This is a genomic window from Pseudomonas putida W15Oct28 (assembly GCF_000708715.2).
In the GTDB taxonomy this organism is placed as follows: domain Bacteria; phylum Pseudomonadota; class Gammaproteobacteria; order Pseudomonadales; family Pseudomonadaceae; genus Aquipseudomonas; species Aquipseudomonas putida_R.
Window position 1 is genome coordinate 83,197 of sequence record NZ_JENB01000019.1, and the last position, 16,051, is coordinate 99,247.

Sequence of the window (16,051 nt, forward strand, 5' to 3'; positions counted from 1 at the left end):
CGAATAGGCGCCAGGCCCGGGCAGGGCTGGCGTGAGGGGTATGGGAAAGTGTTTTTGCCTGCACCGGCCTCTTCGCGGGCAAGCCCGCTCCCACAGGAATATCAATGCCTTCAGATTCAGGGGCATACCTGTGGCATCAGGTATGCCCGCGTTTTCAGATCCAGTGAAATACTTGTGGGAGCGGGCGAGCCCGCGAAGAGGCCCGTTAAGGCGAAGGAGATTCAGGCCGTGCGAGCGCTGCGCCCAGTCTCACGCTGTTCAACCAACGCACGAATCCGCGGGATCAGGTCCTGCCCGTATTCCACCGCATCGCGCAGCTGGTCAAAACCGCGGAACAGGAAGGTGGTCACCCCCAGTTCGTAGTACGCCAGCGCCGCCTCGGCGACTTGGTCCGCAGTCCCTACCAACGAGGTGGAGTTACCTGCACCGCCACCCAGCGCTGCAATCTCGGTCCACAGCCGGGTGTCATGCACCTTGCGCTGGCTGGCCAGCTGCACCAGGCGTTCGGAGCCGGCGTTGCTCTTGCCAAAGTTTTTCTCGCGGCGGTTGCCCTGGCGGATGCCGATGCGCTCCTGGGCATCGGCCAGAATACGTTCGGCGCGGGCCCAGGCTTCGGCCTCGGTGCCGCCCAGGATCGGCCGCAACGACAGGCTGAAGCGGATGTGCTTCTCGCGCCCGTAGCGGGCGGCAGCCTTGCGCACCTTGGCGATGCGCTCGCGTACCTGCTCCAGCGGTTCGCCCCACATCATGTAGACGTCGGCGTGCTTGGCGGCCACTTCGACTGCAGCGTCTGACGCGCCGGAGAAGTAGATTGGCAAATGCTGCACCGGTTTGACCAAGGTCAGGTTGTCTTCGACACGGTAGTGAGTGCCCTGGTGATCGAAGGGCTCCTGGCGGGTCCAGGTGTTGCGCAGCACCTGCAGGTATTCATCGGTGCGGGCATAACGGGCATCCTTGTCGAGGAAGTCGCCATCGCGCTGCAGGTCGCCGCTGTCGCCGCCGGTGATGACATTGATCGACGCCCGGCCCCGGCTCAGCTGGTCAAGGGTGGCGAACTGGCGGGCAGCGAAAGTTGGCGCCTGGAAGCCCGGGCGGTGGGCGACCAGCAGGCCGATGCGCTCGGTAAGCGCTGCCACGTAGCTGGCCAGGATCATCGAGTCCGGCGCACTGGTGTTGACTGCCAGCAATGCTTTGTCGAAGCCGCCATATTCCTGGGCCTGGGAGAAGGCCTTGATGAACTCCAGATCAACCAGCGGGCCACGTGGCGCCTGGGATTCGCTGCTTTCCTGCGGGCCGATGAGGCCGATGAATTCGAGGCTCATGAAACAAACTCCTTGTCTGGGTGGGCTCAGGCAACCGCTGCCTGGTTGCGGCGCAGGGTGTTGCGGTTTTCTGGCACGTTGAGGCCGAAATTGTCGCGCAGGGTTTTACCGGTGTACTCACTGCGCACCAGGCCACGGGCTTGCAGCAGCGGCACCACGTGATCGGTGAAGTACTGCAGGCCGTCCGGTAGCAACGAGTTGATGATGAAACCGTCCGCAGCGTCGTTTTCGAACCAGTGCTGCAAGGCATCGGCAACCTGCTCCGGGGTGCCGACGAAGTCTCTGCGTGGGCGCGAGAAGCGCAGTGCCAGTTCACGCAGGCTCAGGCCCTCATCACGGGCCAGTTGCTTGAGCTGGTCCGAGGTGCCCTTGTGGCTGTCGTTGCCCAGGGTGCCCAGGTCGGGGAAGGGCGCGTCCAGGTCATGCTGGCTGAAGTCGTAGTCGTTGAAGGGGCGACCCAGGGCAACCAGGGCATCCTCGATGCTCACCAGGTCGACGGCCTGCTGGTAGCGCTGCTCGACCTCCTGGGCGTTGCGGCCGACGATGGGGCGGATGCCGGGCAGGATGAACAGTTCGTCGGGGTCGCGGCCATGGCGCGTGGCACGCTGTTTGAGGTCCTGGTAATAGGCGTGGGCGTCGTCGAACGATTCCGGGCTGACAAAGATGGCGTCGGCGTTCTGCGCAGCAAAGTTGCGGCCGTCCTCGGACACCCCAGCCTGGAAGATCAGCGGCTGGCCCTGGGGCGAACGCTGGATGTTGAGCGGGCCCTTTACTTTGAAGTACTCACCCTGGTGGCCGAGGGTGTGCAGTTTGGCCGGGTCGAAGAACTGCCCGCTTTGCTTGTCGCGGGTAAAGGCGTCGTCCTCCCACGAGTCCCACAGCCCTTTGACCACATCCACGTGCTCACGGGCAATGCGGTAACGCACGGCATGCGGCGGGTGTTCAGCCTTGCCGAAGTTGTCAGCGGTGCCGGAAAGCCAGGAGGTCACCACGTTCCAGCCTGCGCGCCCACCGCTGATCAGGTCCAGCGAGGCGAACTGGCGAGCTACCTGGAACGGCTCGGTGTAGCTGACCGTGACGGTGGCCACCAGGCCGATGTGTTCGGTGACCGCCGCCAGCGCCGAAAGGATGGTCAGCGGCTCGAAACGGTTGAGGTAGTGCGGACTGGAGCGGGCGTGGATGTGCAGGCTGTCGGCGATGAAGGCGAAGTCGAACTTTGCCGCTTCGGCCAGCTTGGCCTGCTGTTTGTAGAAGCCGAAATTGACACTGGCATCGGCCAGCGCGTGCGGGTGGCGCCATTCGCCCCAGCCGTGGCCGACGCCATGGATCATGGCGCCCAGGCGGATCTGTCGTTTGCTCATCGGAATACCTGTGGGTTGTGTTGCAAATGGAATGGGGACAGCCATGCGTCACCTGGCCCGTAGGCGAAGATGAAGCAGGGTTGTGGGAGAGAGAGGTGCATGCGCGCGAGGCTCCTGGCGTGGTCGAGGTGGACGGCCTCCGCCAGGAATGGGGTCGGTCTGGAGTGACCTTAGCGGGTGTGGGGTGGGGTTGTGAAAGGCTTTGTGGTTCTATGCTAATTATAAAATTAAAAAATAATAGACATATTTAATGATGATTACTGCGCATTTTAAATTTGGGGCTGACCTGAGATTTCTGGGGGCGCTTTGCGCCCCTTTCGCGACACAAGGCCGCTCCTACAGGGGGCCGCGTTGCTTTGAGGAAACGCGGTCCACTGTGGGAGCGGCCTTGCGTCGCGATGGGCTGCAAAGCAGCCCCCGAGGCCCTCAAGCTCAAGCCGCAACAGTGACCAACCGCCCGGGGACAGCGGCAATCAACTCTCGCGTGTACTCACTCGTCGGCCTGTCGAACACCTGCGCCACCGTCCCTCGCTCCACCACCTGCCCCTGGCGCAGCACCAGCACCTGGTCGGCCATGCTCGCCACCACCGCCAGGTCATGCGACACCAGCACATAAGTCATGCCCAGCTCCCGTTGCAGCTCATCCAGCAGTGCCAGAATCTGTGCCTGCACCGACACATCCAGCGCGCTGACCGGCTCGTCGAGCAGCAACAGTTCTGGCTGTAGTGCCAGCGCCCGGGCGATGGCCACCCGCTGGCGCTGGCCGCCAGACAGTTCGCGGGGCAGGCGGTCAAGGTAATGGGCTCCAGTGCCGCGCCTTTGAGCAGGCCAAACGACACCAGCGGCTCGACGATGCTGTCAAACACCGTGAAACGCGGGTCGAGTGCGGCGAAGGGGTTTTGCTGTACCAGTTGCATGCGTCGGCGCAAGGGGCGGAACTGGCGCCAGCCGTGGCCCGTGACATCCTGCTGGTCGAACAGCACATGGCCTTGGCTGGGCGCTTCCAGGCCCAGGGCAATGCGCAGGGCGGTGCTTTTGCCCGAACCGGATTCACCGACGATGGCCAGCGTTTGCCCCGTGTGAACCTGCAAGTCCAGGCCCTGCAACGCGACAAAGCGGTTGTCCTGGCCTTTCACCTTGGGCAACTCGAACGTTTTACCAACACCCTGCAGGCTGAGGATCGGCTTTGCGCCCGGTGCCAGTTGCCGGGGCTGGCGACGAGCGCTGAATGCCGGAGCGGCGTTGAGCAGGGCGCGGGTGTACGGGTGCTGCGGGGCTTGCACGATCTGCGCGGGTGGGCCTTGCTCTACCAGTTCGCCCTGCTTCATCACCAGCAGGCGGTCGGCGCGGTCGGTGGCCATACCCAGGTCGTGGGTGATGATCAGCAACGAGATGCCACGCTCGGCCACCAGCCGCTGCAAGTGATCGAGAATCTTGCGTTGCACCGTCACGTCCAGCGCGCTGGTAGGTTCGTCGGCGATGATCAGGCGTGGGTTGCCCGCCAGGGCGATGGCGATCAGCACCCGCTGGCGCATGCCGCCAGACAGCTCGTGCGGGTACTGGCGGGCGCGCATGGCCGGGTTGTCCAGGCCAACCTGGGCAAGCAATTCCAGCACATCGGCATCAATGCTGCGCGAGCGGCCGCCTTGGGCCAGCACCAGCGCCTCGCCGATCTGCTGGCCGATGCGCAGGGTGGGGTTAAGGCTGACCATCGGGTCTTGCGGCACCAGGCCGACGGTACGCCCACGCAGCTGGCGCTTCTGCCGTTCGCTGGCGCGCACTACATCCAGCCCGTCGACCCACAGCTGACCGCTGTCTATGCGCGCCGTGCCCGGTAGCAGGCCGAGCAGGGCGTTGGCCAAGGTCGACTTGCCCGAGCCGGACTCGCCGACAATGGCCACGGTCTCGCCCTGGGCCAGGCTGAAGGCAAGGTGCCGGACGGCTTGCGTGGCCTGGCCGGAAGCGTGATAGCTGATGCAGAGGTCGCGTACCACAAGCAATGGCTGGTCGTTCATCGTGGGTGCTCCTCGAAGGTGCGGGCAAGGTGGTTGAGGCTGAAGACCACGGCGACCACGAACAGGCCGGGCAGCAGCGACACCCAGGGGGCGGTGATCAGGAAATGCCGGCCGTTGGCAATCAGGGTGCCCCATTCGGCCGCTGGCGGTGCTGCGCCAAAACCGAGGAAACTCAGGCCGGCCGTGGCCAGGATGGCGGCGCCGAAGTCCAGCGTGGCCAGCACGGCCACCGGCCCCCAGGCATTGGGCAGCACATGCCGCAGCAAGGTGCGGCGCCAGCTGGCGCCACCCAGGCGCGCGGCCTCGACATAGGGCAGGGTCTTGACCCGCAGCACTTCGCCGCGGGTGGTGCGGGCAAAGCCGGGGATGATGCCGACGCCGACCGCGATCGCCACCGGCACCGTGCCAAAACCGATGGCGGTGACAATGGCCAGGGCCAGCAGCAGGCCGGGCAGGGCCAGCAGCACATCGACCAGGCGCATGAGGGCGGCATCCAGGCGCCCGCCGGCAAACCCGGCGAGTACGCCCAGGCTCAACCCGCCTGCCAGGGCAATGCCAACCGCCAGCAATGCGGCCTGCACCGACAGGCTGGCGCCATACACCACGCGGGTATAGAGGTCGCGGCCCAGCTCGTCGGTGCCAAACCAGTGGACGGCGCCAGGTGCCCGTAGCTTGTCGGCGGGGGACGTGGCGTAAGGGTCGAAGCTGGTCAGCCAATGCGGCGCCAGAGCCGCCAGCAGGGCGAACAGCACCACCAGCAGCGCCAGGCTGAAGCCCGGGCGGGCTAACAAAGGGGCGAGGGTTTGGCTCAGGCGCTGCAGGCGTGTGCGGCGCTTCCAGGTGGCTGGTGGGGCGGCGGCACGCAGGGGGTGAGTATCGGCGGTCATGGTCAGGTCACCTTCGTGGCGTGGGCAATGCGGGGGTCAAGGTACGGGTACAGCAGGTCGACGATCAGGTTCACCAGCACGAAGGCCGCCGCCGACACAGCAACAATCGCCAGCACCACTGGGATGTCCTGGCGCAGCACGGCTTCCTGGGCCAGGCGGCCAACGCCATTGCGCGAGAAAATGGTCTCGACCAGCACTGCTCCGGACACCGTGTTGCCCACCTGCAAGCCGACCAAGGTAAGGATTGGCAGGGCCGCATTGCGCAGGCCGTGCCGCGCCTGAACCTGTGCGCGGCTCAGGCCCTTGGCGAAGGCGGTGGCGATATACGGCTCCTGCCATACGCTCTGGAAGCCGCGCTGCAACACCTGCGCGTACACCGCAGCACTGGGGATGGCCAGGGTCACGGCCGGCAGCACCAGGCTGGCAAAGCCCTGGCTGCCGGTGGCCGGGAACCAGCCCAGGCCAAAGGCGAACACCTGGATCAGCAGCAGCCCCATCCAGAACACCGGTACCGAAAAGCCCAGTGAGGGCAGGCGCGACAGCGCCACTTTCAGCGGTTGCCATTGCAGGTAGGCGGTGAGGTAGGCCAGGCCGATGCCACCCAGTAACGACAGCACGATGGCAAAGCCGGCCAGGGCCAGGGTTTGCGGCAGGCGCTCGGCCAGCAGCGCGGTCACCGGCCGGTTCAGTGACAACGACTGGCCCAGGTCGCCGTGCACGGCCCGCCACAGCAGGTCGAAGTACTGCTCGAAAATGCCCTTGTCCAGCCCGTAGTAGGCACGGGCCTTGGCCAGGTCCTCGGGCGACAGGCCATCGGCTTCCATGCCCGATGCACTGAGCATGATCGCCAGGGTGTCACCGGGCAGCAGGTAGAGGATGAAGTAGGTGATGGTGTAGGCGCCCCACAACACCAGCAGCGCCTGGCCGATGCGGCCGATCAGGTAGCGGTTCATGGTTGCGCGACCTGGATGTCGCTGAGGAAGGCAAAGCCTTCGGCTGTCCAGCGGAAGTCCTTGACCCGTGGTGCGGTGGCGGCTTGCCACACGCGCTCGTACAGCGGGAACGCCGAGGCTTCGTCAACCAGCAGGTCTTGCAACTGGCCGTAGGCCTGGGCGCGTTGTTCGTCGCGGGTGGCGGTAATGCCGTTATCGAACAAGGTTTGCGCCTTGGCCAGGGTGTGTGGCTCGTAAGTGTTGGTGGCCAAGGTGGCACTGCTGGCAGCGCGCGGGTCGAGGATGGTCTGCAGGATGATCGGGTCGGCGCGGGTCATGTAGGTGGAGGTGAGGTCGTAGTTGCCCGAGGCGTTGCCGGCCACCCATTCGGCACGGGTCAGCACGTTCAGCTTGAGGTCGATGCCTACCTTGCGCAGCTGGTCCTGCACCAGCACATCGCCGGCACTTTCGGCGGGGGTGAGGTTGTAGCGCAGGGTCAGGCGTTTGCCGTCCTTGTGCCGGTAGCCGTCGTCACCCTTGCTCCAGCCTGCGGCGTCCAGCAGGCGTTCGGCACCCTGTGGGTCGTAGGCCAGCTTGTCGGCCTGGGGCTTGAAGTACGGCGTGGTCACGTCATACACCCCGGTCACCACCGGGAATTCGGCGTTGTATACGGTGTGGGCGTAGCTGGTGCGGTCGATGGCCTTCTGCAGGGCCAGGCGCACCTGGCGGTCGCCCAGCAGGCGGTCGTTGCGGGTGTTGGGGTAGAGGTTGAGTGCCGGGCCTGGCAAGGAGCGGCTCTGGATGGTCGCGCCTTTTGCCTGGAACAGCTTCAGGTCAACTTCAGAAAACGGGTTGCGTGGCCAGAGGATGTCGGCCTTGCCTTGCAGGAACAGGCCGTTGCGCACGCTTTCTTCGGGGATGTAGCTGATCTCCACGCGGTCCAGGTGGGCGGCGCCGGGGTTCTTGACGTTGGCCGAGGCCCAGGCATAGTCCGCCCGCTTGACCAGGCGCGCGCCGACTTCCGGGGTGTAGTGTTCGAGGATGAACGGGCCGGTGCCGATGATTTTGCCCAGCGAACGCTCCTGGGCGCTGAGCGCGTAGGAGGCCGGGGCGAGGATCGCCAGGTTGGTGGTGGACGTGGCCTGCAGGAAGCCGGCGTTGGGCCGTGACAGCACCAGGCGCACGGTGAACGGATCGACCACTTCGGCATGGTCGAAGCCGGCCAGGTAGGTGGCGCCGAACGTGGCAGGCAGTTGTGCCGCGAAGGCCTTGTTGCTGTCGAAGGCGTTTTTCACGGCTTGGGCGTCGAAGCGCTCGCCGTTGCTGAAGGAGACGTCCTGACGCAGGTGGAAGGTGTACTGCAGGGCGTCGTCGCTGACCTCCCAGCTGCTGGCCAGCCAAGGGATGATGCGGCCTGTGGCCGGGTCCTGGTCGGTGAGCGATTCGGCGACGTTGCGCAGCAGTACGCGGTGCTCCAGCCAGTAGACCTGGAACGGGTCGACGCTGACCAGCGTGGTGTTGTCGCCCCAGAAGGCGATGTTCAGGGTTTTGCTGGTGGCATCTTCGCTGGCGGGGGAGCAGGCGGCGAGTGTGAAGGCCAGGGTGGCGCAGGCCAGCAGGCTTCTGGCCAGGTGGAATGGGGGCATTGGGCGTTCCTTCAGTGAGGGTTGTTTTTGCCTGTTCTGGCCTCTTCGCGGGCAAGCCCGCTCCCACAGGTTCTGCGCAGTTTTCGGACGTTGTGGAGTCCCTGTGGGAGCGGGTTTACCCGCGAAGAGGCCGGGTCAGGCCACAGAAAATTTGTCAGTTCTGGTAATCCAGCCCCTCCCGATCCAGTTGCCGGATCAAGGCATCCCAATGCCGCTGTATCCCTTCACCCAACCCGTCGGAAAACCGCTTGGACTGCTCATGCACCTTGGCAATCGCCGCCGGCGCAGCGTGCAGCAACTGGTCATTGCCCCCGGCCTGCGCCGCTACCTGGATGTTGCAGGCACGTTCTAGCCCGTGCAGCTCACGGAAGGCATGCTCCACGCTGATACCCCCGGTCAGCAGGCCATGGTTGCGCAGGATGAGGATGTTGCTGTCGCCCAGGTTGGCCACCAGCCGCTGCTGCTCGTCCAGGTCCAGGGCGACGCCTTCGTAGTCGTGGTAGGCCACCCGGCTGTAGTACGCCAGGGCGTGCTGCGAGATCGGCAGCAGGCCGTCGCGCTGGGCCGACACCGCCGCGCCATCGCGCGTGTGGGTGTGCAGCACGGCCTTGAGGTCATGCCGGGCGCGGTGGATCGCGCTGTGAATCACATAACCCGCCTGGTTGATGCCCAGGCCCAGCGGGTCGTCGATGATGGTACCGTCCACGTCCACCTTCACCAGGTTGGACGCGGTGATTTCGTCGAACAGCAGGCCGAAGGCATTGATCAGAAAGTGCTCGTCAGGCCCCGGCACACGTGCCGAGAAGTGCGTGTAGATGTGGTCGGTCCAGCGGAACAGTGCGGCCAGGCGGTAGGCCGCCGCCAGTTTTACCCGCACCTCCCATTCTTCGGCGCTGACCCGTTGGCGTACGGTGTTTTCCGGGGCGGTGACGACAGACAGTGCAGTCATGGTGTTCTCCAAATAGGTATGGGTTCAGTAGCCGCGCTGGGTGTCGACCAGGTTGAGCAGCGGCGCCTGTTCGCGGTAACGGGCAAAGTTGTCGAGGAATGCCTCGAGCAGCGCGGGGTAGCCGTCCTCGGAAATCGCCGAGGTGTGCGGCGACAGGAAGACCCGTGGGTGGTGGTACAGCGGGTGGCCTGCCGGCAACGGTTCGGGGTCGGTGACATCAAGGCTGGCGCGGCCGATCAGCCCGTTGTCCAGAGCTTCGAGCAAGGCCTCTTGGTCCAGCAGCCCGCCACGGGCGATGTTGATCAGGTGCAGCCCGGGCTTGGCGTGGGCCAGCACCTGGCGGTCGATCAGGCCACGGGTGGCGGGGGTGAGCGGGGCGGCGATGACCAGGTGATCGCTGCCGGCAAACAGCTGTTGCAGGTTGTCGACGCGCTGCACGCCCGGCACCTCGGCAATGGGCTGGCCTGGGCGGTTCAGCGCCAGTACCGGCATGCCCAGGGCGTTTGCCTTGCGTGCCAGGCTCTGGCCGATGCTGCCAAAGCCGAAGATGCCCAAGGTGCGGCCACGCACCGGGGCCAGCGGGGTCAGGCGCCAGTCGGCGTCCTTGACCCACAGGCCCGGCAGCTGTTTGGCCGCGGCAAACACCAAGGCCAGGGCGAATTCGGCCACCTGCTCGGCATTGGCGCCGCGGCCACTGGTGACCGGCGGGCCCTGAAACACCCAGCCGGGGTAGAAGTCGATGCCCGAGGACACCACCTGCACCCAGCGCAACGACCACGGCCAGCCCGCTGGCGGGTTGTCCACGCGGTTACCGCGTACATTGATCGGGCGCACGATGAACACATCGGCGGGTACGTCCAGTTGCAACTGGCCCGGGGCGATATCAATCACCTCATGGTCGGGCAGCCGATCACGCAGGTATTGGTTGGCCGGTGCGTCCAGCTGGCTGGCGATGATCGAGTGGCTCATGCCGCCACCTCCGCCAGGGCGGCACGGCCGACATGGCCGAGCACAACGTCGTCCTGAGGCGTGTGGATGCGGCTGCACAGCACATCACGGTAGTGCCGCTCCAGGGGGTTGCGCCGCGACAGGCCAGGGTTGCCGGCAGCCTCGATGGCCAGTTCCACAGCCTGGATGGCGTTGCGGCTGACCAGGTGCTTGAGCTGCCCGGCGTGGCGCGGGTCGACCTGCCCGGTCACGGCCGCATTCAACAGGCTCTGGTTGGCGAACAGCAAGGTGTCGATGCGGCCGACCACGTCCTGAAAACGTGGCAGGCTGGCCAGCGGTGCACCGAGGTTGGACGGCGTGCGCTGGTTCAGGAACTGTACCAGCCAGTCACGTGCGGCCTGGGCCACCCCGTCGTACAGCGCAGGCAGCAACACCGCCATCCACAGCAGGGCTGTGCTGTCGAGCTCGGCGCGCGGTGCGCTGGCCGGGCTGACGCTGACGGCATGATCGAGCGGGATCAGCACCTCGTCAAACTGCACTTCATGGCTGCAGGTGGCGCGCATGCCCAGGTGGTCCCAGTCTTCGACGATACGGATGCCCGGGGTGTCCTTGTGCACCAGGAAGCCGCCCACCAGTGGGTCCTGGTCGTCGCTGCGGGCCCAGACCAGGTACCAGGTCAAGCCATGGCTGCCAGTGGAGTAGATCTTGCGCCCGGACAACCGCCAGCCTTCGGCGGTGCGCCGGGCGACGGTGGCCGGCAGGCCGCCACGGGCGGGTGTGCCCAGTTCTGGTTCGACGCGAAAGGCGTTGATCAGCGCGCCATCGGCCACCGCGTTGCGGGCCACCTGCAGGCGCAGGTGCTCGGGCCAGCGGTCTTCGTCCTGCAGGCGGAAGTGCTGCAGGTACTGCATCACCAGGATCAGTGCGGTGGACGGGCAACCTTTGCCGACCGCGGCGATGACCTGGCGCGCACTGGCCAGGTCGGCGCCACCGCCGCCCAATGCGCGGGGCACGGTGAAACCCAGCAGGCCGTGGCGGTGCAGCAGGTCGAAGTTGTCGGCGGGGAACTGGCCGCTGCGGTCATAGCGTTCGGCGTTGGCGGCCAGGGCCTGGGTGAGTTCGACAAGCGCGCTGGCGGAAGGGGGGTGACTCATGGGTATTCATCCCTGGAACACGGTGGGTTTCTAAGACCGTATTCGTATGAATGACCGCTGTAAAAGTCTTTTTGGTTCTATGCTAATTATTAATTGTGAGAATTACATTTGTATTTGGTTATGCGTGTTAGTTATTTTATTGCTGGTGAATTGCTAGGGCTGCTACGCAGCCCAATCGCGACGCAAGGCCGCTCCCACAGTGATCGCGCAAACCTTTAGATTTTGATCAGGACAGTTGCTCCCATAAGGGATTGCGCTATTAGCTCACCCGCACAGTTGCTGCCCGGCCACCCGGCCAAACAGCTCGACCGGCTCTTGCAGGTTGCCCAGGTAGCGTGGGTGGAACAGCCACAAATCCACCTGCGGCTTGAAGTCCGTCACGTTGACCACGTCTAGCGCATCGCGGTGTCGGCTGTTCTGCAACAAGGGTTCGGGCACCAGCCCAAGCCCCTGCCCATTGGCCACCAGCCCCAGCTGCAGCTCGGTGCCAAAGGTCTCCAGGTTGATCGACAGCCTCAGCCCCTGTTCGCTCAGGGCGCGCTGCAGCCCGGCGCGAAAGCCGCAACCATCGGGGTTGAGCACCCAGCCACGGGTGTAGCAGTCCTTGAGCTTGAGGCTGCGTTTGCCGGTACTGCCCTTGGCCGCTACCACCCGCAGCGGCATGCGGGCGATCGACTGGCTGGCGATGCCCTCGGGGAAGATCTTGCCGGGCGGGAACAGTGCCGCCGCGGCATCCAGCTCGCCGTTTTCCATGCGTGCAATCAGGCTGCTGCCCCAGCCACTGGTGACCTGGGTGCGCAGGTCGGGGTAGGTTTCACGAATCTGTGCCAAGGCATCGAGCAGCACCACATCGCCAAGGGTTTGCGGCACGCCCAGGCGCAGGGTACCGGACGGGGCCCCGTCGTTGGCCACCAGCTCGCGCAGCGAGTCGATCTCACGCAAGATGGCCTTGCACTGCTCGTACACCCGCAGGCCCATGGGGGTTGGTTTCAGCGGTTTGGTGTTGCGGTCGAGCAGGGTGGCGCCCAGGTCTTCCTCGAAGTTCTGCACCCGGCGGGTGATGGCCGGCTGGGTCAGTTGCAGGGCCTCGGCGGCAAGGTTGGTCGACTGGCAACGGATGACCGCCACGAAGGCGTCCATGTCATCGATTTTCATATTCGGCGCTCACATATTGGGGCGGTGGGACATACCAGAGGAGAATAATCCTCAATGGCCGGATTGTCACAGCACCTGTGCACCTCATGCGCTCTCGCGGGCAATCAACTCACACGCCAACAGGTTCAGCCGCTGCACTTCACCCTCACACGCCACCACACCGAGGTGCTGTAGCACGCGCAACGCCGCCATTTCACCAATTTCCCGCGAAGGCGGGCGGAGTGTGGTCAGGCTGGGCAGCAGCATGTCGGCAAAGGGGTAGTCACCAAAGCCGACAATGGCCATGTCTTGCGGCAGGCGCAAACCGGCGCGCTGGCCCGCCAGCAGGGCGCCGGCAGCCAGGTTGTCGTTGGCGAAGATGATCGCCTCGGGCCGTGGGTTGCGGCGGATCAGCGCTTCCATGGCCTGCTTCCCCGCCTCGAACGGCGCGCAGTCGGCCGAGGGCACGAACACCCACGGCTCCAGCCCGGCTTCCCGCAACGCCTCGATATAGCCATCGCGCCGCTCCAGCGCACTTAAATCGCCGGCCGCGCTGTTCTGCACGAAAGCGATGCGCCGGTGGCCCTTGTCCAGCAGGTAGCGGCAGGCCTGCATGCCCACCTGATGATGAAGGAAACCCACTTGCAAGGGCGACCGCTCAGGGCGGTAGTCCCAGATTTCCACCACGGGCACGTCTGCGTCGGCCAGCATTTTTTCGGTGGCCGGGCTGTGGAAATGGCTGGTCACCACCAACGCTGCCGGCGACCAGCCGAGAAAGGCCCGCACCGCGCTTTCTTCCTGCGCTTCGCTGAAGTAACTGGACGCCAGCAACAACTGGTAGCCATGGCGGCTGAGGGTATCGCTGAACGCCTGGATCGTCTGGGCGAAGATCGGCCCGGAGATGTTCGGTATCACCATCCCGACAATGCGCCCGCGGGCAGACGCCAGCCCCCCGGCCACCAGGTTGGGCACATAGCCCAGCGCCTGCACGGCGGCTTCGATGCGCTCGCGCAAAGGCGGCGAAACCTGGTCTGGCTGGTTGAAGTAGCGCGACACGCTGATGGCCGAAACCTCAGCGGCCCGTGCCACCTCGGCGAGGGTGACACGGCCTGCGCCGCGGCGCTTGCGGGGGGGATCCTTGGCCTGGCTCACCGGGCTGCCTCCTGGGGAAATGGCGCGATGGTAGCGCTAACGGAACGGCGCTTGGCAAATAGCTTTATTGCATATCAATCTGACTTTTAAGTATTTGACGTGCTAAGCGAAGCCCTCCGATACTTGCTCATGTTAGCGCTAACAAGCGCAGCTGTTGGCAAGCGCCTGCCACTCGCACGAGCGAGACCAGACAACCGCAGCAACTTCGTGTCGGCCCCGTCAGAAGGGGGCCTGGTCTGGTTTCCCGAGGCAGTGAGCACCATGCAGAAAAGCCGTACAGCATTCCCCGCTACGCAACGTCGGCCGCTGGCCGCAGCCATCCTGCTGGCCGCTTTTGGCCAAGGCGCCCAGGCCGCCGAGCCGGCCGAAGCAGCGGCTCCGCAGGCCACTGCATTGGGCGCCGTCACCGTGACCGCCACGCGCCGCGAAGCCACGCTGCAGGAAGTGCCGGTGGCAGTGTCGGTTATCGATGGCGAACAGCTGGAGCGAGACAACCGCAACAACGTTGCCAGCATCGTCCAGCAGGTGCCTGCCCTCAATTACCGCGCTGGCGCCTCGAACAAGGACACCTCGCTGTTCATCCGTGGTGTGGGCACCATTTCGACCTCGCCCGGCGTCGAGCCAACCGTGGCAACGGTGGTCGATGGCGTGGTGTTCGGACGCCCGGGCCAGTCGACCCTCGACCTGCTCGACCTTGAACGCATCGAGGTACTGCGCGGGCCGCAGGGCACGCTGTTTGGCAAGAACGCCTCGGCTGGTGTACTGAACGTGGTCAGCAAGGCCATCCCCGAACAGACCCAGGGCTATGTGGACTATTCGCACTTTGGTGGTGGCGACGAAAACCGACTGCGCTTTGGTATTGGCGGGCGCCTGAGCGAGCAACTGAAGGGGTCGTTGAGCACCTTGTGGGGCGACTACGACGGCAATGTCGAGAACGTTGCCAATGGCCACGACGTCAATGGCTACGAACGCAAAGGCGCCCGCGGCAAACTGGAGTTCGAACCCAACGAAGCCCTGCGCCTGACCCTGATTGCCGATTACATGAAGGGTGAGGACACCTTGCCCAGCGGCGTGATCACCAGCGCCAGCGCCGCATTCGCCAACCAGCTGCGCCCGGTGGCGCCAAGCGCTCACAACCGCGACATCAACAGCGACTTCAAGACCCACGTCGAGGACGAGAACCAGGGGCTTTCGGCGCAGCTGGACTGGCAGCTGGGCGACTACACCCTGACGTCGATCAGCGCCTGGCGGGGCTGGGACAATACCCAGTACCAGGACGGCGACCGCCGCGCCTTGCTGCCGGTGACGGCGTCCCATGACAAGGGCACGGTGGACTATGACCAGTACAGCCAGGAGTTTCGCCTGACGTCGCCCAAAGGGCAGTTCAACGAATACGTGCTCGGCGCCTTCTACATGCATGGCACGTCCAACGAGACCTACCAGCGGCTGTCGGTCAATGGCGGCGTGGCCAACACTGGCCGCGCCGACTATTCCACCACCAACGACAGTGTCGCGCTGTTCGGTGAGAACACCTTCAACTTCACCGACGACTTCCGTGCCATTTTCGGCCTGCGCTGGACCCACGACGACCTTGAGTACGACCATCGTCGCGTCTCCAGCTCGGCCACCGCAGTGACCGGTATCCAGCCCTCGACCGCGAGTTCCGGCTCGGTGGACGAGGACGGCTGGAGCGGGCGGACCGGCTTGCAATACGACTTCAACGACAACCTGACCGGCTACGTCACCTACTCGCGCGGCTATAAAGGGCCAGCCTACAACGTGTTCTTCAACATGCAGCCGCGCGACACCGGGGCGCTCAAGCCCGAAACCTCGGATGCCTACGAAATCGGCTTGAAAAGCACGGCGCTGGACAATCGCCTGACCGCCAACCTGGCCGTATTCCACACCGACTACGACAACTACCAGGCCAACTTCTTCGACACCGTGGCCAACCAGGTGGTGACCCGCCTGGTCAACGCCGGCAAGGTCAAGACCCAGGGTGTGGAGCTGGATGCCAGCTTCCAGGCCACCTCGCGCCTGAAGCTGTCGACAGCCGTGGCCTACACCAAGGCCCGCGTCGACCACTTCAACTGCCCGGCGGGCGCGGCGGCCAACTGCAACATCGACGGCGGCCGCCTGCCGTTCACGCCCGACTGGAAGACCTACCTGCGCGCCGATTACGTGATCCCGCTGGACAACGGCCTGGATGTGGAGCTGAGCAGCGATTACAGCTGGCAGGACGCCGTGCAGTTCAGCCTCGACCAGAACCCGGACACCGTGCAGGGCGCGTATGGCATCTGGAATGCCAGCATTGCCCTGGCCGACTACAACGACGGCTGGCGCGTGGCCCTGCTGGGCAAGAACCTGGGCGACAAATCGTACGCGCAGATGCTGGCCAGCGGCGGCGACTACATCTACCGCTCGGTACCGCGGGATGACGGGCGCTACTTCGGCGTGCAGCTGCGCAAAGATTTCTGACGCGCCACCGCTTTTTGTGGGAGCGGCCTTGCGTCGCGAAAGGGCTGCATAGCAGCCCCAGAGTTTCAGCGCC

11 protein-coding genes and 1 pseudogene are annotated in these 16,051 nt (G+C 65.0%); 1 reads left to right on the top strand and 11 read right to left on the bottom strand.

Annotation, left to right across the window (positions count from 1 at the left end; genetic code table 11):
- Positions 1 to 221 precede the first annotated feature (221 nt).
- The 11 genes and pseudogenes from AK81_RS15365 to AK81_RS15415 form a co-directional block, all read right to left on the bottom strand.
- On the bottom strand, positions 222 to 1,322 hold the full coding sequence (locus AK81_RS15365) for an LLM class flavin-dependent oxidoreductase (protein ID WP_043200176.1): 1,101 nt from the start codon (positions 1,320 to 1,322) through the stop codon (positions 222 to 224).
- Positions 1,323 to 1,348: 26 nt separating this feature from the next.
- On the bottom strand, positions 1,349 to 2,683 hold the full coding sequence (locus AK81_RS15370) for an LLM class flavin-dependent oxidoreductase (protein ID WP_043200178.1): 1,335 nt from the start codon (positions 2,681 to 2,683) through the stop codon (positions 1,349 to 1,351).
- 432 nt (positions 2,684 to 3,115) lie between these two features.
- A pseudogene (locus AK81_RS15375) lies at positions 3,116 to 4,698 on the bottom strand (dipeptide ABC transporter ATP-binding protein).
- The gene (locus AK81_RS15380) at positions 4,695 to 5,585 is read right to left on the bottom strand and encodes an ABC transporter permease (RefSeq protein ID WP_043200180.1); all 891 of its coding nucleotides are present in this window, start codon (positions 5,583 to 5,585) and stop codon (positions 4,695 to 4,697) included. Before AK81_RS15380 ends, AK81_RS15375 begins: the two are co-directional and overlap by 4 nt.
- A gap of 2 nt (positions 5,586 to 5,587) precedes the next feature.
- Positions 5,588 to 6,538 (bottom strand): ABC transporter permease, encoded by a 951-nt coding sequence (locus AK81_RS15385; protein ID WP_043200182.1) that lies wholly within the window; start codon positions 6,536 to 6,538, stop codon positions 5,588 to 5,590.
- Positions 6,535 to 8,163, bottom strand: a complete 1,629-nt coding sequence (locus tag AK81_RS15390) for an ABC transporter substrate-binding protein (RefSeq protein WP_043200184.1) — start codon at positions 8,161 to 8,163, stop codon at positions 6,535 to 6,537. Before AK81_RS15390 ends, AK81_RS15385 begins: the two co-directional genes overlap by 4 nt.
- 154 nt (positions 8,164 to 8,317) lie before the next feature.
- On the bottom strand, positions 8,318 to 9,112 hold the full coding sequence (locus AK81_RS15395; RefSeq protein WP_043200187.1) for a class II aldolase/adducin family protein: 795 nt from the start codon (positions 9,110 to 9,112) through the stop codon (positions 8,318 to 8,320).
- Positions 9,113 to 9,136: 24 nt separating this feature from the next.
- Positions 9,137 to 10,081 carry a D-isomer specific 2-hydroxyacid dehydrogenase family protein gene (locus AK81_RS15400; RefSeq protein ID WP_043200188.1) on the bottom strand — a complete coding sequence of 315 codons (945 nt, stop codon included), beginning with the start codon at positions 10,079 to 10,081 and terminating at the stop codon, positions 9,137 to 9,139.
- Complete coding sequence (locus AK81_RS15405) at positions 10,078 to 11,214, bottom strand: acyl-CoA dehydrogenase family protein (RefSeq protein ID WP_043200189.1); 1,137 nt, start codon at positions 11,212 to 11,214, stop codon at positions 10,078 to 10,080. The genes AK81_RS15400 and AK81_RS15405 overlap by 4 nt, the downstream gene beginning before the upstream one ends.
- 264 nt (positions 11,215 to 11,478) lie before the next feature.
- Entirely contained in the window at positions 11,479 to 12,369 is an 891-nt protein-coding gene (locus AK81_RS15410; RefSeq protein WP_043200191.1) for a LysR family transcriptional regulator, read from the bottom strand.
- 84 nt (positions 12,370 to 12,453) lie between these two features.
- Complete coding sequence (locus tag AK81_RS15415) at positions 12,454 to 13,500, bottom strand: LacI family DNA-binding transcriptional regulator (RefSeq protein WP_043200193.1); 1,047 nt, start codon at positions 13,498 to 13,500, stop codon at positions 12,454 to 12,456.
- A 261-nt stretch (positions 13,501 to 13,761) separates the two neighbouring features.
- Here AK81_RS15415 and AK81_RS15420 point away from each other — a divergent pair, with 261 nt between their 5' ends.
- Positions 13,762 to 15,978, top strand: coding sequence for a TonB-dependent receptor (locus AK81_RS15420; RefSeq protein WP_043200194.1), 2,217 nt, complete (start codon positions 13,762 to 13,764; stop codon positions 15,976 to 15,978).
- Positions 15,979 to 16,051: the final 73 nt, after the last annotated feature.